Source organism: Devosia sp. (genome assembly GCF_048261455.1).
GTDB lineage: Bacteria > Pseudomonadota > Alphaproteobacteria > Rhizobiales > Devosiaceae > Devosia_A.
The window spans coordinates 55,130-79,228 of the sequence record NZ_JBLXGA010000001.1; the positions used below are offsets into that span (position 1 = coordinate 55,130).

The window sequence follows — 24,099 nt, forward strand, 5'->3', positions numbered from 1 at the left end:
GGGTTCAAGGCATCGGAGCGCTCGATTGCCTCGAAAGGCGCAACCTCGACGAAGCCGTCGGTGATGCCGGCGTAGTGGTCGGCAATCGCGGCGTGCAGATCGGCGCCCTTCGGCGGCTTGGAAAGCGTTCCGAGCTGCAGAGGAACTGCCGTCACCATGCCCTGGCGGAAGTTTCCGACGGCGGGCGTGAACAGCGGCACGTGGCTGAGGCCCGCGTAAGCCTGCAGTTCCGGCAGGTGCTTGTGCTTGAAGCCGAGGCCATAGAGCTGGAAGGCGTTGGCCGTATCGCCGGCAGCCTCATAGTCCTCGATCATCGTGCGGCCACCGCCCGAATAGCCAGAGATGCCATTAACGGTCAGCGCGATGTCGGCCGGCAGCAGGCCGGCTTTGATGGCGGGGCGAAGCGTCGCGATGGCGCCCTGCGGCCAGCAGCCGGGGTTGGCGACGCGCATGGCCGAGGCGATGGCGGCGGACTGATCTTTGTCCATCTCGGCAAAGCCATAGGCCCAGCCGTCAGCGGTGCGGAAGGCGGTCGAGGCGTCGATGACCCGGGTCGTATCATTGTCGATCAGCGCCACGCTTTCGCGCGCCGCATCGTCCGGCAGGCAGAGGATGGCGATGTCGGCGGCGTTGAGCAGCCGCTGGCGTTCGGCCATATCCTTGCGCTTGTCAGGATCGATCGAGATCAGTTCGAGATCGCGCCGGTCGGCCAGCCGCTCGCGGATCTGCAGTCCTGTGGTGCCGGCTTCGCCATCGATGAAGATCTTTGCGACCATGGTGCTGCTCCGCTGCTGGGATCGTTCGGTGCGCACATATAGTTGCGTGCACTGTCTGGTGCAAACGGGCTGGTTGCAGCGAACGTTCCCACTTTCAAGCGGTTCTGATGAGGGGGCGGATGGGCTAGTCTGACGATTGAAGTGAAGGACAATTGTGCAATGGTCAGTCTACGTCACCGGGTTCATGAGGCGCTGTCGCGTGAGAGCGGCAAACGCCTGTCGGTGATCAACCGGTTTCTTATCTTTGTGATCCTGCTCTCCGTGCTGCTGGCGGTGATTCAGAGCGAACAGGAATTTGCTCGGGAGATCGTCGGCTGGCTGCGGGTGCTCGAGCTGTTCGTCGGGATCGTGTTCTTCATCGAGTATGTGGCCCGGGTCTGGGTGTGCGTCGAAGAGCCGGGGTTCGCGCGTCCGATTGTGGGCCGACTGCGCTACATGGTGACGCCTGCGGCGCTGTTCGATCTGGTCGCCATTACGCCTGTGTTCTTTCCGGTGGTCGGAGGGCAGCCGTTCCTGCTGCGGCTGATCCGTCTCGTGCGCATCCTGAGGCTCGCCAAGCTGGGCCGCTATTCGGGCGCCATCGGCGAAATCATGCACGCGGTCCGGCTGAAGAGCCATCAGCTGGCGGTCAGCCTGATCGGCGGGCTGGTGCTGCTGCTGATATCGGCGAGCTTTCTCTATCTGATCGAAGGGCCGACGCAGCCCGAGGCGTTCGGGTCGATCCCGCGCGCCATGTGGTGGAGCGTCGCGACGCTGACGACGGTTGGCTATGGCGATGTCTATCCGGTGACCCCGATCGGCAGACTCTTTGCAAGCATCACCGCGGTCATCGGGATCGGGCTCATTGCGCTGCCAGCGGGTATTGTCGCCTCGGCCTTCTCCGAGGCCTTTACGCGCCGGCACGACCCAGACCTCGAGACCGATCCCGTCGACGATGATGATGACGATCCCGAAGACGGTTCGGATGTGGATGCGCCCGACGATGCCGAGGCCGTGCCGGACACCCCGGCACCCACCCGCGTCGTCTTTTCGAGACGGATCGCCGAGCAGATTGAACGCGCGGCCAAACAGGGGCGTCCCCACATCGAGATCAATGCGGGGGAACTGCATCGGGCTGTCGGTGGCTATCCGGGCGAAAACCATCGCATGCCGGCGTGCTGTATTGCTCTGAGAACCGCCATGCGGGCTGGAGATACCCCGGTCCACAGCCCGCCCGCTGGCGAGGGTCCCTCTCTGACGATCCGCTACATGTTGCCCCGGCCGGAGAGCGTGGTCAGCGCCTAGCGGGACAGCGCCTGGATTTCGCGGTTGGCGCGGCCCAGGCGGTCGGCCAGGCTCTTGCCCACGGCCAGTGCCAGCGCCAGATGCGTATTGTTTGAATCGCCATTCAATGCGGCGATGCCGCTGGCATCGAGCTCCAGCATCTTGCCATCGCTCGCCGCGATGACATCGGCCGTGCGGCGCGCTGCGCCGAACAGGGCCAACTCGCCGAAGACATTGCCGGCGTCGATGGTGCTCACGCGGCGGGTCTTGCCGCCCTCGACCGCGATCGAGACGTTGACCCGACCATCGACGAGAAAGAAGAGCTCATTGGCGGGCGCGCCGGCCTCGACCAGCACCTCACCCGTCGAAAAGGTGCGCGTAGTGACATGCGCAGCGAGCGCGGCGAGTTGCTCTGGGGACCAGTCGCGGAGGAGGTCGAAGGACTCGAGTTCCACCTCGGTCGGCGCCAGCGGGTCAACTTCGGCAAGACGCCGCAGCAGGGAATCCTCGAAGTTTTCCAGCGCGAGATCGACCGAGCCATGTCCATTGTCGCCGGCGATCTCGCGCAGGCGCGGAATGCCGCTGACGATGGCTAGTTGCTGGCCGGTCTCGGCGATGGATTGCGCCAGCATGCGCAACAGGTTCTCGGCGACGGAATCGACGCGCCGCAAGCGGCTCATGTCGACGATGAGATAGCTGAGGCTGCTGATTTCGCTGCCGATGCGGCGCGTCACGCGTTCGGCTTCCATGAAGCTCAGATCGCCCTGCAGCTCGATGACCGCGATGGCATGGCCGAAATGGTCGAGCGCTTCGACTTCCTGCTGCCGGCGGACGCGGCTGGAGCGAACCTCGGTGCCGCGATAGACCCGCCGGATAGGGTCCTGTCCGCCACCGCGATCCTCGAACAGATGCAGCCGGAAGTTGCCGGAGATATCTTCGCACACCCGCACGCCGCGCTCGGAATTGCCGACCGCGTCGAGACGGGGCGAGAAGACACCGATGCCCAGGTGTCCCGGCAGAACCGCTGCGATGCCGCCGCCGACGCCGCTCTTGGCGGGCAGGCCGACATCGAACTGCCAGCCGCCGGCGTAGTCGTACATGCCGCAGGTGTTCATGACGCTGAGGACGGAGCGGACATTGCCGGGCGACAGGGCGCGTTCGCCGGTCACCGGGTTCAACCCGCCATTGGCGAGAGTGGCGCCGATGATCGCCAGGTCGACAGTGTTCACCAGCATGGAACACTGGCGGAAATAGAGATCGAGATGCTCGTCGACGTCGCCGTCGATCATGCCGGAGTTCAGCTCAAGGAAGGCGATGGCGCGGTTGCGGTGGCCGGTTTCGCTTTCGGAGCGGTAGACGGCTTCATCGATAGCGAGCGGACGGCCGACATAGCGTTCGAAGGCATCGAGGATGCGGGCGTAGCGTTCGGCGTGACTCGTGCCGCGGACCAAGGCGGTTGCCGCGATGGCGCCGGCATTGACCATGGGGTTGAACGGGCGGTTGCTGCGCTCATCGAAGGCGATGGAGTTGAAGGCCTCGCCGGAGGGCTCGACGCCGATCTTGGCCAAGACGGCTTCGCGACCATGATCCTCGAGCGCGAGACCATAGATCAGCGCCTTGGAGATCGACTGGATGGTGAACAGCGTACCGGTGTCGCCAGCCTCGTAGATATGACCATCCATGGTGACGAAGCTCAGCCCGAACAAGTCGGCATCGACGCGCGTCAGTTCCGGGATGTAATTGGCTTGTGCGCCGCTGCGGTTCTGCTTGTGGCGCGCGTGAAGATCCAGCAGGTACTGCCCCACTGGCAAAGTCGTCGATAACACGAATTGCGTCCTGCTGGTAAATATTGCCGACTGTTTGTGCAGCCTATGACAAAGCCTGCATGTTGGGCAATCGCTGCGACGCCCTCTGCTTGCGAAAGCGTGCCGGGGCGGCTAGGGCTGAGGGCCTACGCAAGGAGGCAACATGACCCCGCATAACCATGCAAAGCCCGGCGATTATGCCGAAACCGTGCTCCTGCCCGGCGATCCGCTGCGCGCCAAGTGGGTGGCCGAGACGTTTCTGGACGATGCGCGGCTGGTGAACAGCGTGCGCAATTGCCTGGGCTATACCGGCACATGGAAGGGCAAGCCGGTCTCGGTGCAGGCGACCGGCATGGGGCAGCCGTCGCTGTCGATTTATGTGCATGAGCTGATCAACAGCTACGAGGTTCAGAACCTGATCCGCATCGGCACCTGTGGCGGGCTGAATGCCGGTGTGAAGGTGCGCGACCTGATCATTGCGCAGGGCGCGACGACGGATTCGGCCATCGTGCGCGACGCCTTTCCGGGGTTCAACTATTCGCCGATCGCGGATTTCGGCCTGTTGCGGTCATCGGTCGAAAAGGCCGAGGCGGCAGGGTTGCGCTACCATGTGGGCAATATGTTCTCCTCCGACGTGTTCTATCATGCCGAACCGGGGCTGGAAGGCTATGGCACGCTGCCGCAGCACGGGATTCTGGGCGTCGAGATGGAAGCGGCGGCGCTTTACACGCTGGCCGCACGTTTCGGGCGCAAGGCGCTGGCGGTGTGCACGATGACCGACTGCCTGATCACCCGTGACGAGCTGAGCGCCGAAGACCGTCAGAGCTCCCTCAAGGAGATGGTGACGCTGGCGCTCGATGTGGCAGTCGATAGCTGAGGCATGGGCAATCTCTCCGTTTTTCTGCACGCAGTGTAAGGCGCTGTCGCGTGGGCGGGGATAAGTCGAGAAAACGTTTTAATATCAGGCTGTTACGAGGAGACCGCGAGTCTCCTCGTATGGCGGCAATGTTGCGTTGCCGCGAAAAGGCCGCGTGAATGACACGCCGATGAACGCCGATGAACAGAAAGGCGCTCGCGGTGTGGTGATTTACCATGCTCCGCGGACAGCCGGGATTGCCCTGTTGCCGCCGCTTTGTCCCCGTTAACATCCGATTAACAGGGAGCTCGACATGCTGGGCAGAAGCAACGCGGCGCGTCTCAACGAGACTGCCAAAGGTATCGAAACGATGACGCGCTTCGCGCTGGCGGTACTGGCGCTGGCATCGGGCGTTTATACTTATCTGGGCGTCCGGGGGCTGCTAGACGGCTCGGCGACTTTCGTGTTCTTCGCGGCGATCATCTACTCGGCGGCGGTTGCTGTGGGCATCTACGCCTTCTGGAGTTTCATGCTGCGCTTCGTGCCGCTGGTGATTTCGGCGACGCAGCGGGCGGCGCTGTTTCTCACCATGGCGGTGGGCTGCGTGATGATCATCGCGATGTCGAGCTGGCTGAACGCGGCAGCGCTGGCCGGGTCGGCGGCGCTGGAACAGCATCTGGCGGTGACGCTGGAAGGCTATGTCTCCGATCTCGATGCGTCGCATTCGAATGCGCTGGCGGCGCAGTCGCTGCTGCCCGATGTGCAGCGCGCTTCCGAGCGCTTTGCGCGGCTGGCCGAGGACGAGCGCAATTCCGGCGCCCTGACCGGGACGCAGGGCTCCGGCTCGGTGGTGCAGCTGCTGACGCAGATGAGCGCGCAGATGAACGAACTGGGCGCGACCATCACCGGCAGCCGCGAGGATATAGCGACGCTGTACGAGCAGGGGTCCCAGCATCTCGCGGCGATGCGGGCGCTGGTGTCTGCGCCAGGCACCGTGGTGCCACGGGCCGATGCATTCGCGGCGGAAGTGGTCGAACTCAATGCGGTGATTTCGGCGCTGCAGGAAACCGGCGTGGCGCCCTCGGTGAAGCGCGCGGCAGAGGATCTGTCGCTTGGCTTTATCGCGCCGGTGGCGGATGGGCGCGATGCCGGACTGGTGGTGCGGCAGGACCAGGTGATGGACAATGTTCGCTCCTCGGTTGCTGCGCAATCGACGGCGCTTGCCTCGGCTGCCGACGAAATCCTGGCGGAGCCCAAGGTGGCGCCACGGCGCTTCGTGCCGCTGTCGTCGGCCGAGGCCGTGCTGCGCTACTGGAGCGACTTCATCCCATCCTGGGCGGGGGCGATTTCCATCGATCTGCTGCCGGTGGTGCTGGTTCTGGTGCTGATGATCGTCAATGACGCCATGCGCCAGGAGGCGCAATCGCTGGAATCGGCGGATGCGATGTCGGCGGGCGATCTGCTGCGGGCGATGGCGCTTTATCAGCAGATGCGGGCCGGGCCGACCCCGACCGACGCGGAACTGGCGGCGGCGAAGGCGGCTGTGACGCCATCCGAACCGGATGATGTGGCGGAGGCTGAAGGTGACGCGGAGAAGGCCGACGAGCCAGCCGGCACGGTGACGCCACTTGATGTGACCCGCAAGCGCGGTGACGGGCCGTCGCGCGGATGAGTGCCGCTGCACCGCCGCGCCGCCGCGGGTTCCTCGGGTATCTCGCCAGACTTGATGACGGCGTGCTGATCCGCACGGCGTTCTTTGCGATGCTCGCGGGGACTATCGGCGTGCTCTATGTCGACTACCGTGAGCTCAGCGATACGGTGATCCCCGATTACTCCGCGCCGCAGGTGCCGATCCTGCCAGCCTTCGATCCCGACCAGCCGGCGCCACCGGCGGGGCCGGATGTCACGGCGGACCCTGATATGCTCAGCGCGCCGATGGTGGTGTCGTTACAGCCCGGCGGCGTGCTGGCGCTAGAAGGCAGCATCGATCCGGACAGTTTCGAACGGGTGGCGGCTGAGGTTACGGCGCGTGGGGAGTATGTGGAGCGGGTGTCGCTGAATTCGCCCGGCGGTGTGGTGGACCAGGCGCTGAAGATTGGTGCGCTGCTGCGCGAGCGGGGCTTTACGACAGAGGTGGCAGCCGGCGCGCTGTGCGCTTCGTCCTGTCCGCTGGTGCTGGCCGGCGGCGTCGAACGTCTGGCGTCGCCCGAGGCAGCGATCGGGGTGCACCAGATCTATGCCGTGGCCGAGGCGGGACAGATGCCAGCCGGCGTGCGGGCGGCGGGCGACGCGATGTCCGAAACCCAGAAGACGACGGCGGCGATCACGCGTTATCTCGAGGAGTCGGGGGTCGACCCGGCGATCTGGCTGCATGCGCTCGAAACACCGCCCAACCGGCTGTACTACCTGTCGACGGAGGAACTGACGGAATATCGACTGGTGACGGAGCTGACGAAATAGGTCGGTGATCCGGGAACCGGTAGCCGGGCGCGCAAGTTCTGCAGATGGAGGAGGACCGTCGAATGAACAATCCACATAATCTCGTCGCGCATCGCGACATTCAGAACTGGGTCAGTTCCCGCAAGGGGCGGCCCGCGTTGCGGCGTATTTCCGACAGCAGCGGTAATGTGCGGGCGCGGCTGGCACTGAATTTCGGCCATGGCCGCGCACCCACGGCGATGCCGAGCATGGACGACGGGATCAGCCCGTGTTCATGGAGCGCCTGGCTGGCCGAACTGGACCGGCAGCAGTTGGCGCTACGCGTCAGTGACACCAAGCCGGCAGAATTCGAGTTCGTGCCACGTCGCGAGCTGAACTGACGCCGTTCGAAGCGATCAAGCGCAGCGGCTATCCGGCGAAATATCGTCGGTAGCGGCCATTGCAGCCGGCTCGACGCATACCCTGTCGCGGCCGGCGCGCTTTGCGGCGTAAAGCGCAGTGTCGGCGCGGCGCCTGAGATCGGGCAGGGTCTCTTCGCCGCGGGTTTCGGCGACACCCATGCTGACGGTACAGAATCTGCCTTTTGGCAGTGCATCAATTACCAGATTGGCGAATCTTTCACGCAAAGCATTGGCGAACATGTGGGCCGACGAGGCAGACGTGCCTGGCAGCAGGATGGCGAATTCCTCCCCGCCAAGCCGCGCGACGCATGCGGTCGCCGGCGCCTCGGCATCGGCCAGTCGCGAAAAGGCGTGAATGACGCCGTCGCCGGCGTCGTGACCATATTCGTCATTGATGGATTTGAAGGCGTCGAGATCGGCAAGGATCATCGCGGTGGGATAGTTTGGCCGCGCTGCGGCCAGCAGTGCCGGCGCCCGGTCCTCAAAGCCACGACGATTGAGCAGCCCTGATAGGACGTCGGTTTCGGATCTCGCGGTTACCTCGACCAGCATGTCCCTCACCAGCAGCATCAGTATCAAGACGCCGACGCCGACCTGCAGGATGGCGCCGAGGGACTGCGAGAACATCGCATAGTTGCTGGCAATGTAATCCTGCGGCGTGGCGCCCGGGCCGCCAAGCATCAGCGCGGCGAATGGTTTAGACAAAAACTGCACAGCGCTCACGGCAAAGGCGGCGAGCAAGCTCAGATCGATGATCTCGTGGCGAGGGGAGCGCAGAATGATCCAGGCGGCGAGCGCTTGCAGCGCCGCATAGGGCACCTGATAGGCGAGCAGGCGCAGCAACACGTGGCGCTCAAGGTCATAGGCAAACCAGTTGGCGATGACCGACAGGCCCGCGATGATGACAATTGCGGCAACCGGCGTTGGCCGTCGATAGCGCCTGGAGACGCCGATGGTGACGGCGGTCATGGAGCCCAGGAAGGCCAGAAAGCCGAACATGTAGGCGAATTGCGGGGTCGGCTGGATGGGGACCAGGAACTCGGAGACGATGTAGGCAATGCCGAAGCCATAGGCGCCTGCGAACCAGGGGGCGACGCGGTCCGACCGATTGGTGAGCGCAATGAGCACGAAGGCAAGGCAGAAGATGGCCGCGACGGACACGTTGATGGCGAGTACGAAGCCGGCTCCGGTCATGTGTGCGTCCCTTTCCTGATCAGGCTAGTGCCATGCCGTCAAAAACCCGTTAATCGCGCGGCGGCTGGTCCCGTGGGGTCGGGTCCTCGGCGAAACTGGCGCCGGCGGGCGGCAGGGCGCATGATCGCGCTCAATTCGCAGGCGTCTCACGCAGGTATTGTCGTGTTGGCAGGGCGGGTGCGGCACCCTATCTGTGAGAGGGCGGAACGCCCCCATCGGCGAGGCGTTTGTTCCCCGACTCGATAACACTTACAAGAACAAGGAAACGGTCATGACCCGCAAGCTAGTCAATCACGACGACATCCGGCAGTGGACGGCGGCGCGTGCCGGCAATCCGGCGATGGCAGACGGGCCAGTGGGTGCCGATCCGGTGCTTAGGCTTGTGTTCGGGCAGCAGCAATTGAACGCCGGCGAGAACCAGTATGGTGACCGGCCGGGCGGCATCGATCTGGTCTCGTGGGAAGAGTGGTTCGAGGTGTTCGAAAAGGAAAAGCTGGCGCTGCTCGTCGAGGACGAGAAGCCGGGCGTGCTGGACGATTACCACGAGTATGTCGAGCGCGACTGACGGGGGGAACGGGCGGGGGCGGCACACCCCGGCCCTCCCCATCAGGGGCAGCGCAGACTGCCGTTTCGGATAAGTCGGCGCGAACGGGGGCGGGTCAGTCCGCCGCGGCCTCGATGGCTTCCATGTCTTCGTCGGAAAAGCCGAAATGGTGGCCGATCTCGTGGACGAGGACATGGGTGACGATGTCGCCCAGGGTCTCGCCGTCCTCGCTCTCGGCCCAGTAGTCGAGGATCGGGCGGCGATAGAGCCAGATCTGGTTGGGCAACTGGCCGGTCATCGGATCGGCAGCGCCCTGCGGCAGGCCGATGCCACGAAACAGACCCAGGATGTCGAAGGGGCTTTCGAGCTCCATCTCGGCGATGGTCTCTTCGTCGGGGAATTCGGCGACGGCACAGGGGACGTTGCCGACGAGCGCCCGGAATTCATCGGGCAGGGCCGCGAAGGCTGCGGCCGCCATCTCTTCAAAATCTTCGAGAGAGGGGGCGATCTTATCTGTCCAATGGTTCTGCACTATACAGCTTCAACCCTTCGATTAATTGCTCGAGCCGATAAGGTTCAACTACGTGTCTTAGTTCAGCGTCATCAAAGTCGTGCTTCAATTTTTCAATCAGCGGAATGATGTGATCGATATTTGGTCGGCGGGGCCAAACGCCGCCTGGCCTCGAGGAAATCACCTGTAATTTGGCGGCCACTTTCCGAGACAGCTCATCATATCGCCCGGGTTGATAGGAGACCTCCGACATACCATGACGTTCGCCAGTAGGTGGGTGATAAACGGCCCCATCCGTAGCTTGCAGCAGTCGATCCAGCACCACTTGGGCGGCGTGTCTGAATTTCTCCGTACGCTGATTAAGAGCAAGGTAAGCTTCTTGGTGCTGCAGACTCTCACTCTGACGGCGCAGTTCCTCGCCTTGGGCAATCAACTGCTCTCGGCTTAGCCTAAGTTCTTCTTTTTGCTGTTCAAGCTGTTCGCGCTGTGCCTGTAACTCATGGCGCTGCAGGAAGACCGCCACGACAAGCCAGATGAAGGCGAGCGGGGCAGCCATTCCGGAGAAGAAATCTCCGACCTCGTTCAGCGACAAGCTGTGATCACTAATGGGCTTCCCAAGCATCAAAACGACCGCCCAGAAGCCTACGAAAACGAGAACGGTCGCCAACACTCCCCAGAGTATCGGCGACCGCCAAAAAGACGACTTTGCTTTGTTCGTCAGTTCCACTCGCGGATGTCGACGAAGTGGCCGGCGATGGCCGCCGCCGCGGCCATGGCGGGCGACACGAGGTGGGTGCGGCCCTTGAAGCCCTGGCGGCCCTCGAAATTGCGGTTCGAGGTCGAGGCGCAGCGCTCGCCCGGCGCCAGCTTGTCGGGGTTCATCGCCAGACACATCGAGCAGCCCGGCTCACGCCATTCAAAGCCGGCCTCCTTGAAGATCACGTCGAGGCCTTCGGCTTCGGCCTGATCCTTCACCAGACCCGAGCCCGGAACGACCATGGCACTGACGCTGTCGGCGACCTTGCGGCCGGCAACGACCTTGGCGGCAGCCCGCAGATCCTCGATGCGGCCATTGGTGCACGAGCCGAGGAAGACACGATCGATGGCGATATCGGTGATCTTGGTGCCCGGCTTCAGCCCCATATAGTCGAGGGCGCGCCACTTGGAGGTGCGCTTGTTCTCGTCGGCGATATCATCGGGATTCGGCACTTCGCCGGTGACCGCGATGACATCCTCGGGGCTCGAGCCCCAGGTGACGATCGGCGGCAGGTTGGCGGCATCGAGCACCACGACCTTGTCGTAATGCGCGTCCTCGTCGGACACCAGGGTCTTCCAGTATTCGACGGCCATGTCGAAGGCTTCGCCCTTGGGGGCGCGCGGGCGGTCCTTCACATAGGCGAAGGTCTTTTCGTCCGGCGCGATCAGGCCGGCGCGGGCGCCGCCCTCGATGGTCATGTTGCACACGGTCATGCGGCCTTCCATCGACAGCGCGCGGATGGCTTCGCCCGCGAACTCGATGACGTAGCCGGTGCCGCCGGCGGTGCCGATTTCGCCGATGATGGCGAGGATGATGTCCTTGGCGGTGACGCCCGGCGGCAGCTGGCCGTCGACGCGGACCAGCATGTTCTTGGCTTTTTGCTGGATCAGCGTCTGCGTGGCGAGCACATGCTCGACCTCGGAGGTGCCGATGCCGTGGGCCAGCGCGCCGAAGGCACCATGCGTCGAGGTGTGGCTGTCACCGCACACGATGGTCATGCCCGGCATGGTGAAGCCCTGCTCGGGCCCGACGATGTGCACGATGCCCTGGCGGGGGTCGTGGGCGTCGTAATATTCGATGCCGAAATCGCTGGTGTTCTCGGCGAGCGCGGCAATCTGCGTGACGCTCTGCGGATCCGGATTGGGCAGGCTGCGATCGGTGGTCGGCACGTTGTGGTCGACCACGGCCAGCGTGCGCTCGGGATGGCGCACCTTGCGGCCGGCCAGGCGCAGACCTTCGAACGCCTGCGGCGAGGTGACCTCGTGCACGAGATGCCGATCAATATAGATCAGGCTCGAGCCATCGGGATTGTCCGCTACCAGGTGATCGTCCCAGATCTTGTCGTAAAGCGTTCTGCCGGCCATGTTCTGCCCAGAAATTCGGTTCGGAAAGGAATGCGCCTCGTCTTACGCGTTGCGCTCGGTTCAGGTCAAGATTGGGTGCCGCCCAGCCGTTCGCAATGGTACGTTTCGCCGTCGTCACCATTCCTTATCGCCTAGCTGTCAAACCTGACGACACCGCACTCAACAGTTGCAATGCAATCATGGCACTGTGACAAGGCGCAAAGCAGGAGGGGGCAGAGCGTTGAACGGGGAGCCGAATATCGACATGCGGGCGATGCTGATCGCCCGGGCAGAAGGGTATCGGGCCAAGGAGCCGGGGTATGCGCGGTTTCTGCGCGCCGCGGCCGAGGCGGCCGACCCGGAGGACCTGACGCGCTACGGGCTGCAGCAGCTCGACGACAGTTTCCGCAAGGCCTATGGCCGGCTGGGCAAGCGCGAGCTCGAACGGTTCGCAGTCTATGTCGTGCCGCCGCAGTATCGCGGTGACCTCGAGGTGATCGAGGTGTTCTCGCGCGACATGCCGTTCATCGTCGACAGCGTCCTCGCGGCGGTGCGTGCCATGGGCGGCACGGTGCGGCTGATGACGCATCCGGTGCTGCTGTTCGATCCGGCGACCTATCGCGTGCTGGACGAGCCGACGGCCGGCAGCCGCAACGAGAGTTTCCTGCATATCGAGATCGAGCCGCTGGCCGATGATCAGGCGCGGGCGCGGCTGAAGGCGGAGATCGAGGCGACACTGACTGAAGTCGGCCGGGTGGTCGCCGGCTGGCAGCCGATGCTGGAGCGAATCCGCCGGGTGGGCGTCGACTGGCACGAAAAGAGCCTGCCGGTGCCGCCGGCGATGCTGGCCGAGGCGGTGCATTTTCTCGACTGGCTGACCGAGCACAATTTCACCTTCCTGGGGATGTGCGAGTACCGGCTGGAGGGTGAGGGCGAGAGCGCCCGGCTGGTGATGGTGCCGGACAGCGAAATGGGGCTGTTCGAGGACCCCGAGCTCAAGGTGCTGCGCTCGGGCGCCGATTTCGTCGACATGACGCCCCAGCATGCCGAGTTCTTCGCCGAGACCGCGCCGCTGATGGTGACCAAGGCGAATCTGCGCTCGCGGGTGCATCGCCGGGTGCACATGGATTACGTGGCGATCAAGCTCTACGACGCGGACGGGACGGTCAGCGGCGAGTTGCGTGTGCTTGGCCTGTTCACCTCGCAATCGCTGGCGACGCCGAACACCGAAGTGCCGCTGCTGCGCAGGAAGGTCAGCGAAGTGATGCGCCGGTCGGAGCTGTTGGCCAACAGCCATGCCGGCAAGGCACTGATGTCTGCGCTCGACAGCTATCCGCGCGACGAGCTGTTCCAGATTTCCGAAGATCAGCTGCTGGAGTTCAGCCAGCTGATCGCCGACCTGACCGACCGGCCGCGGGTGCGGGTGCTGAGCCGCATCGACCGGTTCGACAATTTCGTTTCGGTGCTCGTTTACGTGCCGCGCGACCGCTACGATTCCGACGTGCGCGCCCGGATCGGCGACTGGCTGGCCGAGCAGTATGATGCGCGGATCTCGGTGTTTTCGCCGAGCTTTCCCGAAGGCGATCTGGTCCGGGTGCATTTCATCCTGGGCCGCAATGGCGGAGAGACGCCGCAGCCGTCGCGCTGGACGCTGGAAACCGGCATTGCCGAACTGATCCGCACCTTCGCCGACCGGCTGCGCGATGCCGCCGATGGTGGCGCGGAGGTGGCGCGCTATCTCGATGCGTTCTCGCCGGCTTATCAGGCGCGCTACGGGGCGCCTGAGGCGCTATCGGATATCGAGATCATCAGGCTGGTGCCCGATGCGCGCTCGATTGCGCTGCGGCTCGGTGTGCGCCCCGGCACGACGGATCAGCTGGGGTTGCGGTTCTATCACCGCGAAGCGGCGATCCCGTTGTCGGACCGGGTGCCGATGCTGGAGAATTTCGGCTTCCGGGTGATCGACGAGCAGACCTATGAAATCAGCCCCGAAGGCTCGGAGGTCGTCTATCTGCATGACATGATGCTGGCGCCACCCGACGGGTTCGACACCGAAGACCGGCTGCGCTGCGAGAAGGTCGAAAACGCCATCCTCGCGATCTGGCGCGATGAGGCCGACAGCGACGGGCTGAACCGGCTGACCAGCATTTCCGGCCTCGGCTGGGACGACGTGATGGTGCTGCGTGCTCTGACGCAATATCTGCATCAGACGGGTCTGCCCTATTCGCGGCGCTATCTGATCGACACGCTGGTGGCGCATGCCGATGTCGCCACGGCGCTGGTGACGCTGTTCCACACGGCCAATGATCCGCATTATGCGGGGCATCGCGAACGTGCCGAAGACGCCGCGCGGGAAACCATCACGGCCGCGATCGACGCGACAACTTCTCTCGACGAAGACCGGATCCTGCGGCGCTATCTCAATCTCGTCGACGGCGTGGTGCGCACCAATGCCTATCAGCGTGACGAGGCGGGCGCGCGCCGGCCGGCGCTGGCGCTGAAATTCGATTGTGCAGCGCTCGACGGGCTGCCTGAGCCGGTGCCCTATCGCGAGATCTTCGTTTATTCGCCGCGTGTCGAGGGGCTGCATCTGCGCTTCGGGCCGATTGCGCGCGGCGGGCTGCGCTGGTCGGACCGGCCGGACGATTTCCGGACCGAGGTGCTGGGGCTGGTGAAGGCCCAGCAGGTGAAGAACGCCATCATCGTACCGGTGGGCGCCAAGGGCGCGTTCGTGCCCAAGAAGCTGCCGAGCGGCGACCGCGATGCCTTCATGTCCGAAGGCACGACCTGCTACCAGATCTTCGTCACGACGCTGCTCGATGTGACCGACAATCTCGAAGACAATGTCGTCGTCGGGCCGCCGGACGTGGTGCGGCAGGATGGCGACGACCCCTATCTGGTGGTCGCGGCCGACAAGGGCACGGCCCGGTTCTCCGACACGGCGAACGCCATTGCGGTGGCGCGCGACTTCTGGCTGGGCGATGCTTTCGCCTCGGGCGGATCGGCCGGCTATGACCACAAGGTGATGGGCATTACCGCGCGCGGCGCCTGGGAGGCGGTGAAGCGGCATTTCCGCGAGCTCGACCGCGACATCCAGACGACGCCGTTCACGGCTGTCGGCGTGGGCGACATGAGCGGTGACGTGTTCGGTAATGGCGTGCTGCTGTCGGAACAGCTGCGGCTGGTGGCGGCATTCGACCATCGCGACATTTTCATCGACCCCGATCCCGATGCGGCGACGAGCTTTGCCGAGCGCCAGCGGATGTTTGCGCTGCCCCGGTCGAGCTGGCAGGACTATGACACCAGCCTGATCTCGGAGGGCGGCGGGGTCTATTCGCGCAGCCTCAAGAGCGTGCCCCTGTCCGACCGGGCGCGGGAGGTGCTGGGGCTGGGCGCTGCGGCGGTGACGCCGAACGAGGTCATGCGCGCCATCTTGAAGGCCAGGGTCGACCTGCTGTGGTTCGGCGGGATCGGCACCTATATCCGGGCGAGCAGCGAGAGCGATGCCGAGGCCGGCGACAAGGCCAATGACGCGATCCGTGTCACGGGGGCTGAGGTCGGTGCGCGGGTCGTGGGCGAAGGCGCCAATCTGGGCGCCACGCAGCTCGGGCGCGTCGAATATGCGCTGAAGGGCGGGCGGATCAACACGGACGCCATCGACAATTCGGCAGGCGTCAATTCCTCCGATCTCGAGGTCAATATCAAGATCGCGCTGGGAACGCTGGTGCGCAGTGGCGAGATGACTCTGGCGCAGCGCAATCCGTTCCTCGTGTCGATGACCGACGAGGTGGCCGAGCTGTGCCTGCGCAACAACTACCTGCAAACGCTGGCGCTGTCGGTGGAGCAGCATCGCGGGCTTGCGGCGCTGCCCGGGCATATCAGCCTGATGCACGCGCTGGAGGCGGATGGTGAACTCGATCGCGAGGTCGAGTACCTGCCAGACGATTCGGATCTGCGCGAACGGGCGAAGTCCGGCAAAGGGCTGACCCGGCCGGAATTGGCCGTGCTGCTGGCCTATGCCAAGAATACGGTGCAGGCCGATCTCGTCGCCAGCGACGTTCCGGATGATCCCTATCTGGCGCGCGAACTCTTCCGCTATTTCCCCGACCAGCTCGCTGACAGCTATGGCGAGACGATCGGGACGCATCGGCTGCGGCGCGAAGTGATCGCCACGGTGCTGGCCAATGCGATGATCAATCGCGGCGGCCCGGCCTATGTGACGGAACTGGTGGCGGCAAGCAGTGCCGATGTGGGGCGGATCGCGGCGAGCTATGCGACAGTACGCGACGTGTTTTCGCTGGGCGAACTCAACCGGGACATCGAGGCGCTGGATGGCATGATCGGCGGGCGGGTGCAGATCGACCTGTTCAACCGGGTGCAGACCCTGCTGCGCAACGAAAGCCTGTGGTTCTTGCGCAATGCCGAGGTCGACGGCGGGCTGGCACCGTTGATCGAGCGGTTCGCGGTGGGCGTCAATGCGGTGCGTGAGGGGCTTGGTGGGCTGTTGCCGGAAGCGCTGGCGGATCTGGTGGAAACGCGCTCGGCGCAGCTGCAGATCGACGGCGTGCCCGAGGCGCTGGCGCGGCGCGTCGCCGAACTGCCGGTGCTGGGACTCGGGACCGACATCGTGCTGGTGGCGGAGCGCGTCAGATGCGATGTGGATTCCGCGGCAGAGGCCTTCTTCGGCGTGCTCGGTGCGTTCCAGCTGGGCGGCGTGCTGGAGGCGGGCGGCGAGATCGTTCTCGACGACCGGTTCGACCGGATGGCGCTCGACCGGGCGCTGGCCAACCTGCTGCGGGCGCAGCGCGATCTCACCTATGACGTGTTGACCTCACCGGGCATGGATGTGCCGGCGCAGCTGGCGGCGTGGCAAGCGGATCGCGGCGATGCCATCGGCCGCGTGGCGGAGGCGGTGCGCGGGTTGACCGAAGGCGAGATGACGGTGTCGCGGCTGACGGTTGCTGCGGGCCTGTTGTCGGACCTTGCCCGGAACGGTTGAGGCCATTGGCGCGGGACGATCAGCTAAGAGGATGTCGTCCCGGACTGGCTCCGGGATTCAGCCCGATTTGGGTCCAAGCGTGGTGAGAGCGCCCGGGATGGGCCCCGGGTCAAGCCCGGGGTGACATCGCGTTTGGGGTGCCGTTGGCGCAGCCGCGTCAGGCTGGTGGTCCGACTGCCTCAGTGCCGGAAGTGGCGCATGCCGGTCATCACCATGGCGATGCCGGCTTCGTCGGCCGCGTCGATGACGTCCTGATCCTTGACCGAGCCGCCGGGCTGGATGACCGCCGTGGCGCCGGCTTCGACCGCGGCCAGCATGCCGTCGGGGAAGGGGAAGAAGGCGTCGGAGGCGACGACCGAACCCTTGGTGAGCGCGCCGTCGAGCCCGGCGGCTGCAGCCGCATCGATCGACTTGCGGTGCGCAACGCGCGAGGAATCAAGCCGGCTCATCTGGCCGGCGCCGATACCGACGGTGGCGCCATCGCGCACATAGATGATGGCGTTCGACTTGACGTGCTTGGCGACCTTCATGGCGATCTTCAGGTCGGCGAGCTCTGCGTCCGTCGGCGCCTTTTTGGTCACGACCTTCAGCTCGACATCGTCGACATTGCGGTTGTCGCGGCCCTGGACCAGGAGGCCGCCGGCGACGGATTTGACGGTCAGGCTTTCGGCGCTGCGGTCGGCGAGGCCGCCGGTGAGCAGCAGGCGCAGGTTCTTCTTGGCGGCGACGATGCGGATGGCTTCGTCGGTCGCTTCGGGAGCAACGATCACCTCGGTGAAGATCTTGACGATCTCGGTGGCGGTGTCGGCGTCGAGCAGGCCGTTGAGGGCGACGATGCCGCCGAAGGCGCTGACCGGATCGGTGCGGAGCGCCAGCTGGTAGGCCTCGAGCAGAGTCTTGCCGACGGCGAAGCCGCAGGGGTTGGCGTGCTTGATGATGGCGACGGCCGGGGTCTCAGAATCGAACTCCGAAACCAGCTCGAAGGCGGCGTCGGTGTCGTTGAGATTGTTGTAGCTGAGCGACTTGCCCTGCACCTGGCGGGCGGTGGCGACGCCGGGGCGCTGTTCGCCGGTGGCATAGAAGGCGGCCCACTGATGCGGGTTTTCGCCATAGCGCATGACCTCGCGCAGCTGGCCGGAAAAGCTGCGGTAGGGCAGTTCGGGATAGTCGAGCGTATTGGCGAACCAGCCGGAAATCACCGCGTCATAGGCGGCCGTGCGGGCGTAGGCCTTGGCGGCGAGGCGCTGGCGGGTGGCGTAGTCGACGCCACCGGTGCGACGGATGTCGTCGAGCACCGACGGGTAATCGGCCGGATCGACGATGACCGTGACATAGGCGTGGTTCTTGGCGGCAGAGCGGATCATCGCCGGGCCACCGATATCTATGTTCTCGATGGTCTCGTCGTAGGAGGCGCCGCGGGCAATGGTCTGCTCGAACGGATAGAGATTGACGACGACGAGGTCGATCGGGCCGATCTCGTGGCTGTCCATCGCTGCCTGGTGCTCGGCATTGTCGCGGACGGCGAGCAGACCGCCATGCACCTTGGGATGCAGGGTCTTGACCCGGCCATCCATCATTTCGGGAAAGCCGGTGAGATCGGAAATGTCGCGGACGGCGGCGCCGGTGCCGGCGATCAGCTTTGCAGTGCCGCCGGTCGAGACCATTTCGACCCCGAGTTCAGCCAGACCGCGCGCGAATTCCTCCATGCCGGTCTTGTCGAACACCGACAGCAATGCGCGCTTGACCGGTACCTGCTTGCCCTCGGACATGGGGGAACTCCTCGTCGAAATGGATGGCGGCTCGCTAGCACGGGCGGGCCGCATTAGGAACATGGATCAGTGTTCTTCCAGCGTGAAGATCCAGCTGACTTCGGTGGTTTCGGAGGCGAGCGCCTCGAGGACGATCTGCCGGGTGCGGTGGAAGCCGAAATAGGCGGATTCGCGAACCGAATCCTCGATGCGCATCTCGGCGCGCTCCCACATGAAGGTCCACACGGCGCCCGAGGCGAGGCGGAGCCTGACAAGATCCTCGGTCTCCTGCACCTCGGTCTGGTGGGCGAGGTGAAAGCGGATGGCGCAGGCGCCGGAAACGCGGTTGCGCTGCGGAATGAAGCGGTCCTGGCCGACGAGCGTATTGCCCTCGGCGAGCAGGGTGAGATGGCGTTCGAGGCTGACGCCGAAGCGGTCGGCATAGCCGTGATTGGCCATGACGATGCTGTCGTCTTCCGGGTGGGCCTCGATCTGCGGGGGCTTGCCGACGGGGATCAGGCGATCGGCAAAGGGGCCGGACGTCGGGATGGTGGCCGGAGACAGCGCGTTGATCGAGGGGGCGGAGTGGGCGATCGTCTGGCGGAACAGGTGGGGGTCGCCGGCAAAACCAGCGGGTGCCGGGCCGCAGTTACAGACCACCAGATCGCGGCCGTGGCTGAATTCGAAAGCGAGCGCGCTGGCGTGGGCATTGGCGGTATATTCGGGGGCATCGACGCGGCCGCTATCGGCGACGATGACCGAGCGATCGACGATCAGCCGGCCATAGCCGCCAACGATGCCGGTGGTGCGGGCGCGGGCGACGCTCTGGGCCTGCACGGCCACCAGCAAATCGTGCGGCATCTGGCCGGTGCCGTTGAAATAGGCGGGCTCGCCCGTACCGAGCGACACAGCGTCCAGCGCACGATGCATGCTTTCGGTGAGATCGTTGAGATCGATGGAGAACTGCTCGTAGTCGCGGCTGAGGGCGAGGCGGATGGTGTCGAGTTCGACCAGCAGCAGCACCTGAGTGCGGGCCGAGCGCGAGCGATGCAGGCCATCCTCGTCGATCTGCTGATCGAGCAGGCGCATGACACGGCGGACCCGGATGCCGATTTCGGCTTCGGTCATGTCTTCGCACAGCGCCACGCCGACCAAAGCGATGGCGACGAGCAGCGCCTCGACCGGATCGGTCGCGAGGCGGCCGCGCAGGTTGAGCGAGGAGATCTGGGTCGACAGCGACCGGGTGATCATCTTGATCTCGTCGGGCTCGGCGCCGTCGACGAGAATATTGAAGTGGCGCAGCCAGTTGAGGACGCGTCGGGCGGTGACGGAGGGAGCCCAGCTGTCGCGGCTGAAGCTGCCGGAGCGGCCGATCCAGTCGAACGCGAGCATGCGGGCGAAGTGCCGTTCCTCATCGGATCGCGCATCGCGGAAATGACGCAGCCAGGCGAAGGTGCGCAGGTCGTCCTGCCAGTCGGCGTGTTCGATATCGATGGAGAAGGGCGACACGCCATGGGTGTCGACGAGCTTGGAGGCAAGCAGGTAGCGGCCCTGCATCATCTCGAGCACGGTTTCGCGGTCTGTCGGGCGGATTTCGTTCAGAGCGTTGGTGACGTCTTCATTGCCGGGGCCAGTCCATGTCCAGCGGACCAGCGGGTTTGTCACCAGCCGGTCTGCAAAGGTCATCATGGCCTGGCGGGCCAGAAAGCGCATCGGTGGTGCCAAAAACTCCGGTCCTTACATGCGGGTGCCGGCGCCCTGATAGGGCGGCGCGGTCCGATTGCCAAGCCCGTCGGCACGGCAGGTCACTCTAGCCTCGGCGGAAGCGAGCGACGAAGAAGCCGTCGAGCGTTCCGGCGTTATCCCCAGGAACCGGCATGCCGGGGACCGTGCGGATACAGCCTCGCGGCGTAATGGCGGGGAAATCCGGCAGTTCCATGGGGTTAATCGGCATGGCGGTAAGGTCAGCCGTTTCGAAGTCCTTCAGATGGGTTTCGCCTTCATGGGGTTCGAGCGAGCAGACGCTGTAGATCATCACGCCGCCGTCGTTAAGCCATTGTGATGCCCGGGCGATGAACTGTTTCTGAATGGCGGATCGACCGGAAATGTCGGCTTGCTGACGATGCCAGACGACTTCGGGGTGGCGGCGCAGTGTGCCGGTGGCCGAGCAGGGCGCGTCGATGAGGATGCCGTCGAATTTTTCGTCCGGCTCCCAAGTGGCGGCATCGGCGGCGACGAGCTCGGCGGTGTAGCCGAGGCGGTCGAGATTGTCCTTCACGCGTTCGAGGCGCTCGGGGTCGATATCGAGGGCGGTGACGCGATAGCCGGCTTTGACCAGCTGGGCGGTCTTGCCGCCGGGCGCGGCACACAGATCGAGCACACGGGCGCCGGCCGGCAGATCGAAGAAGCGCGCCGGGATGGCGGCAGCGGCGTCCTGCACCCACCAGCGGCCTTCGGCATAGCCGGGCAAGGCCTCGACGGTCCGGTCGCGCTCGGCGATGCGGACGGTGTCGCCGAGGACGGGCACGGCGCCGAGGGCGGCGATCAGGTCGGGATCGGTGTCGCGCAGCGTGAGATCGAGCGGCGCGCCATCGAGCAGGGCGGCGGCGAGACCGTCGATCGCCTCTTCGCCATAGGCCTTTTGCCAGGTGCGGCGCAGATCGTCGGGAAAGAGCGCGGCGAGGGGGAGATTGCGCAGTTCCTCCGCATCGGCCTGGGCTCGGCGGAGGACGGCATTCATCAGCTTGCCGAGATGCGCCATGCGGGTGTCGCGGCGGGTGGCTTCGACGGCGAGGAACAGGGCGCTGTGGTCACCGAGATCGGGCAAGAAGAGCAGCTGGGTGAGGCTGAGGCGCAGCAGGGCTTCGAAATTGCCGGACTTTTTCGGGATGCCGCGCTCGAGATAGCGCTTGATGGCAATGTTGAGATGGCCGTGCCGGCGGAGGGCCGTGGTGACCAGCCGGTTGGCGAGGCCGCGGTCGCGCCCGTCGGGTAGTTCGGCCACGGAAAAGGGGGCGAAGTTCGCCCCCTTGAGCACTGCGGCGAGCCGCTCTGATGCCGCGATCCGGAGTTTTAAGCCCGGCGGGTCTTTTTTCTTTGCCAAACGATCAGCCCCAGGGTCCGCGAGAAGAGGTATCCCCTCCCGTACCCCCTGTGGGCGGAACGCGCCAGTCACCTGCGTTGGGAACCGCGTTGACCTCGCGAGGACGGTAGCTTCCGCGCGGGGGCGTCGGATCGATCGTCATGGTGCCGGCGAGCTGGCGCAGCTGGGCGATGCGGTTTTCGACATTGGGATGGGTCGAAAACAGGTTGTCCATGCGCTGACCGGACAGCGGGTTGAAGATGTACATATGGGCCTGGGCCGGGTTGCGCTCGGCCGCGATGTTGACGGTCTGGCGGGCGTGGCCGGCAATCTTTGTCAGGGCCGAGGCGAGCGCCATGGGTTCACCGCAGATTTCCGCGCCGAGCTTGTCGGCTTCGTATTCGCGGGTGCGGCTGACCGCCATCTGCACGAGGACCGCGGCGATGGGTGCGACGAGCACGGCAATCAGCACGCCGATCGGGCCGAGCGGATTGTCGCGGGAATTGCCGCCGCCGAAGAACAGGCCGAACTGGGCCAGCATGGAGATGGCGCCAGCAAAGGTGGCGGTGATGGTCATCGTCAGGGTATCGCGATTGCGGATATGGGCCAGCTCATGCGCGACGACGGCGGCCACCTCGTTGGGCTGCAGGGTGCGCAACAGGCCGGAACTGACGGCGACTGCCGCGTTCTGCGGGTTGCGGCCAGTGGCGAAGGCATTGGGCTGGTCGGTCTGGATGACATAGAGCGCCGGGGTGGGAATGCCGGCGTTCTGGGCCAGCTGCTCGACCATGCGATGCAGGTCGGGCGCGCTGCGCGGGTCGACGGGCCGGGCATTTTGCATGCGCAGCACCATCTTGTCGGAGTTCCAGTAGCTGAACAGGTTCATGCCGGCGGCAACGACAAAGGCGATCATCATGCCGCTGGTGCCGCCGATCAGATAGCCGACGCCCATGAAGAGCGCGGTGAGTGCCGCAAGCAGGAGGCTGGTGCGCAGAAAGTTGAGCATGGCCCGGGTTTCCGATCCTCGACAGGTTCGTTTGAATGGAAATAAGGTGGGGTGCCTGCCGGTTCCCGGCAAGAGTTGCCAAAAAGACTGCGCCGATATGCCCGAAACGCCCGATATGCCCGAAACCGATGCGCCCGAGACCGATGTAGCGGAGACGGCACCTCGTGAACTGACGCCTGCCGCGCAGCGGGCGCTGGCTGAGGCGAAGGCGCGGCGCGCGGAGATCGACGCGAAGGCCAAGGCGCATGCCGACGAGCGCAATGGCCGCGGCGGGCTCGACCCGGCGCGCTATGGCGATTGGGAGATCAAGGGCCTGACGGCGGATTTCTGATCGGCGGGTCCTAATTTTGCAGTGCCCGTCTCGCCCTTCGACAGGCTCAGGGTGAGGCTCTGAAGACTCCGTGTGCGGTGCCTTGTACCTGCGGTGAGCCAGGAGCCGGTCCCGGCGTTCGCAGTGTGTCGAGAGCCCTCGGGATGGGCCCCGGGTCAAGCCCGGGGTGACATCGGTGATGGGGCGAACTCTATTTAACCGAAGTCGCCTTTCTTGACATCCATAGCCGGTTGGGTATTGATTAGATCAATAGCCATCGAGGTATGAATGCCTGCTGTACAAGACACTCTGTTCCGTTCGCTGTCCGACCCGACGCGGCGGGCGCTGTTTGAGCGGCTGTGCCGGGAGGGGGAACAGACGGTGGCGGCGCTGACGGCGGAGGCCGGGGTGTCGCAGCCAGTGGTGTCTAAACATCTGGGCATTCTGAAAGACGCCGGGCTGGTGGTGGGGCGGCACGCGGGCCGGCAGACGCATTACCGGGCCGAGGTGCAGGCGCTGGCGCCGCTGGTCGACTGGACGCGCGAGATGGCCGGCTTTTGGGAGAGCAAGCTCGACGGGCTTGAGGACCTGCTCAAGAGGATGGACCAGTGAGCAAGCCGAAGTGGACTCCCAAGCCGCTGCCGCCCTTGAAACCGGGCGAGGTGCGGCTTTTGTCAGGCGGCAACCCGCAGATTCCGAAGGGCGACGGCGATGGGCCGGTGCAGGCCTATATCGCGGCGATGCCGGGCTGGAAGCGAGCCATCGGGGCGCAGGTGGACGCGATCATCGGCCGGGAAGTGCCCGGCGTGGTGAAGGCCGTGCGCTGGAACACGCCGATGTATGGCAAGGACGAAGAGGGTTATTTCCTCGGGTACCACTGCTTCGACAGATACGTGAAGGTCAATTTCTTCCGCGGCACCTCGCTTGAGCCGCTGCCGCCCGTCGCCTCTAAAGACCCGCTGACCCGATATCTGCACATCCACGAAGATGATTTCGATGCCGACCAGTTCGCGGACTGGGTGCGGCAGGCTGCGGCGCTGCCCAGCCTCAAACCCTAACACCCGG

The 24,099-nt window shown here is 64.9% G+C and carries 20 protein-coding genes; 10 read left to right on the top strand and 10 right to left on the bottom strand.

Going from position 1 to position 24,099, the window contains the following annotated elements; translation table 11 throughout:
* Positions 1-776, bottom strand: a 776-nt coding sequence (argC, locus tag ACN0TK_RS00280; protein ID WP_417307427.1) for an N-acetyl-gamma-glutamyl-phosphate reductase, incomplete at its 3' end; no start/stop codon positions are given.
* Between the two features lie 159 nt (positions 777-935).
* On the opposite strand from argC, the gene ACN0TK_RS00285 reads away from it, so the two are divergent.
* Positions 936-2,060, top strand: coding sequence for an ion transporter (locus ACN0TK_RS00285; RefSeq protein WP_417307428.1), 1,125 nt, complete (start codon positions 936-938; stop codon positions 2,058-2,060).
* Here the strand turns inward: ACN0TK_RS00285 and glsA are convergent.
* Positions 2,057-3,865, bottom strand: coding sequence for a glutaminase A (glsA, locus tag ACN0TK_RS00290; protein WP_417307430.1), 1,809 nt, complete (start codon positions 3,863-3,865; stop codon positions 2,057-2,059). The genes ACN0TK_RS00285 and glsA overlap by 4 nt on opposite strands.
* A 142-nt stretch (positions 3,866-4,007) precedes the next feature.
* Between glsA and deoD the strand changes: the two genes are divergently transcribed.
* From deoD to ACN0TK_RS00310, 4 genes are all read left to right on the top strand, one after another.
* Complete coding sequence (gene deoD, locus ACN0TK_RS00295; protein ID WP_417307431.1) at positions 4,008-4,721, top strand: purine-nucleoside phosphorylase; 714 nt, start codon at positions 4,008-4,010, stop codon at positions 4,719-4,721.
* Positions 4,722-5,013: 292 nt separating this feature from the next.
* Positions 5,014-6,372: a hypothetical protein gene (locus ACN0TK_RS00300; protein WP_417307770.1), complete on the top strand. Its 1,359-nt coding sequence runs from the start codon at positions 5,014-5,016 to the stop codon at positions 6,370-6,372.
* Entirely contained in the window at positions 6,369-7,160 is a 792-nt protein-coding gene (locus ACN0TK_RS00305) for an ATP-dependent Clp protease proteolytic subunit (protein ID WP_417307432.1), read from the top strand. Before ACN0TK_RS00300 ends, ACN0TK_RS00305 begins: the two co-directional genes overlap by 4 nt.
* A gap of 62 nt (positions 7,161-7,222) precedes the next feature.
* Complete coding sequence (locus tag ACN0TK_RS00310) at positions 7,223-7,519, top strand: hypothetical protein (RefSeq protein ID WP_417307433.1); 297 nt, start codon at positions 7,223-7,225, stop codon at positions 7,517-7,519.
* Between the two features lie 15 nt (positions 7,520-7,534).
* On the opposite strand, the gene ACN0TK_RS00315 is transcribed toward ACN0TK_RS00310, so the two are convergent.
* A complete protein-coding gene (locus tag ACN0TK_RS00315; protein WP_417307434.1) occupies positions 7,535-8,734 on the bottom strand; it encodes a diguanylate cyclase in 1,200 nt (399 codons plus the stop codon).
* A gap of 271 nt (positions 8,735-9,005) precedes the next feature.
* On the opposite strand from ACN0TK_RS00315, the gene ACN0TK_RS00320 reads away from it, so the two are divergent.
* Entirely contained in the window at positions 9,006-9,299 is a 294-nt protein-coding gene (locus ACN0TK_RS00320) for a hypothetical protein (RefSeq protein ID WP_417307435.1), read from the top strand.
* 94 nt (positions 9,300-9,393) lie between these two features.
* Here the strand turns inward: ACN0TK_RS00320 and ACN0TK_RS00325 are convergent, their stop codons facing one another.
* Genes ACN0TK_RS00325 through leuC form a run of 3 tightly spaced genes read right to left on the bottom strand, consistent with a single transcriptional unit; the run spans position 9,394 to position 11,910 of the window.
* Positions 9,394-9,756 (bottom strand): metallopeptidase family protein, encoded by a 363-nt coding sequence (locus ACN0TK_RS00325; RefSeq protein WP_417307436.1) that lies wholly within the window; start codon positions 9,754-9,756, stop codon positions 9,394-9,396.
* Between the two features lie 31 nt (positions 9,757-9,787).
* Complete coding sequence (locus ACN0TK_RS00330) at positions 9,788-10,516, bottom strand: hypothetical protein (RefSeq protein ID WP_417307437.1); 729 nt, start codon at positions 10,514-10,516, stop codon at positions 9,788-9,790.
* Positions 10,507-11,910: a 3-isopropylmalate dehydratase large subunit gene (gene leuC / locus ACN0TK_RS00335; protein WP_417307438.1), complete on the bottom strand. Its 1,404-nt coding sequence runs from the start codon at positions 11,908-11,910 to the stop codon at positions 10,507-10,509. Before leuC ends, ACN0TK_RS00330 begins: the two co-directional genes overlap by 10 nt.
* 220 nt (positions 11,911-12,130) lie before the next feature.
* On the opposite strand from leuC, the gene ACN0TK_RS00340 reads away from it, so the two are divergent.
* Positions 12,131-16,888 carry an NAD-glutamate dehydrogenase gene (locus tag ACN0TK_RS00340; protein WP_417307439.1) on the top strand — a complete coding sequence of 1,586 codons (4,758 nt, stop codon included), beginning with the start codon at positions 12,131-12,133 and terminating at the stop codon, positions 16,886-16,888.
* 179 nt (positions 16,889-17,067) lie between these two features.
* On the opposite strand, the gene purH is transcribed toward ACN0TK_RS00340, so the two are convergent.
* The 4 genes from purH to htpX form a co-directional block, all read right to left on the bottom strand.
* The gene (gene purH, locus ACN0TK_RS00345; RefSeq protein ID WP_417307440.1) at positions 17,068-18,657 is read right to left on the bottom strand and encodes a bifunctional phosphoribosylaminoimidazolecarboxamide formyltransferase/IMP cyclohydrolase; all 1,590 of its coding nucleotides are present in this window, start codon (positions 18,655-18,657) and stop codon (positions 17,068-17,070) included.
* Positions 18,658-18,723: 66 nt separating this feature from the next.
* The gene (locus tag ACN0TK_RS00350; RefSeq protein WP_417307441.1) at positions 18,724-20,361 is read right to left on the bottom strand and encodes a heparinase II/III family protein; all 1,638 of its coding nucleotides are present in this window, start codon (positions 20,359-20,361) and stop codon (positions 18,724-18,726) included.
* Positions 20,362-20,446: 85 nt separating this feature from the next.
* Complete coding sequence (locus tag ACN0TK_RS00355) at positions 20,447-21,739, bottom strand: RsmB/NOP family class I SAM-dependent RNA methyltransferase (RefSeq protein WP_417307442.1); 1,293 nt, start codon at positions 21,737-21,739, stop codon at positions 20,447-20,449.
* A 4-nt stretch (positions 21,740-21,743) separates the two neighbouring features.
* Positions 21,744-22,724: a zinc metalloprotease HtpX gene (gene htpX, locus ACN0TK_RS00360; RefSeq protein ID WP_417307443.1), complete on the bottom strand. Its 981-nt coding sequence runs from the start codon at positions 22,722-22,724 to the stop codon at positions 21,744-21,746.
* A gap of 97 nt (positions 22,725-22,821) precedes the next feature.
* On the opposite strand from htpX, the gene ACN0TK_RS00365 reads away from it, so the two are divergent.
* The 3 genes from ACN0TK_RS00365 to ACN0TK_RS00375 all read left to right on the top strand — a co-directional run bounded on the left by ACN0TK_RS00365 (position 22,822) and on the right by ACN0TK_RS00375 (position 24,092).
* Complete coding sequence (locus ACN0TK_RS00365; protein WP_417307444.1) at positions 22,822-23,055, top strand: DUF1674 domain-containing protein; 234 nt, start codon at positions 22,822-22,824, stop codon at positions 23,053-23,055.
* A gap of 267 nt (positions 23,056-23,322) precedes the next feature.
* Positions 23,323-23,646, top strand: coding sequence for an ArsR/SmtB family transcription factor (locus ACN0TK_RS00370; protein ID WP_417307445.1), 324 nt, complete (start codon positions 23,323-23,325; stop codon positions 23,644-23,646).
* Positions 23,643-24,092 (top strand): DUF1801 domain-containing protein, encoded by a 450-nt coding sequence (locus tag ACN0TK_RS00375; RefSeq protein WP_417307446.1) that lies wholly within the window; start codon positions 23,643-23,645, stop codon positions 24,090-24,092. Before ACN0TK_RS00370 ends, ACN0TK_RS00375 begins: the two co-directional genes overlap by 4 nt.
* Positions 24,093-24,099: the final 7 nt, after the last annotated feature.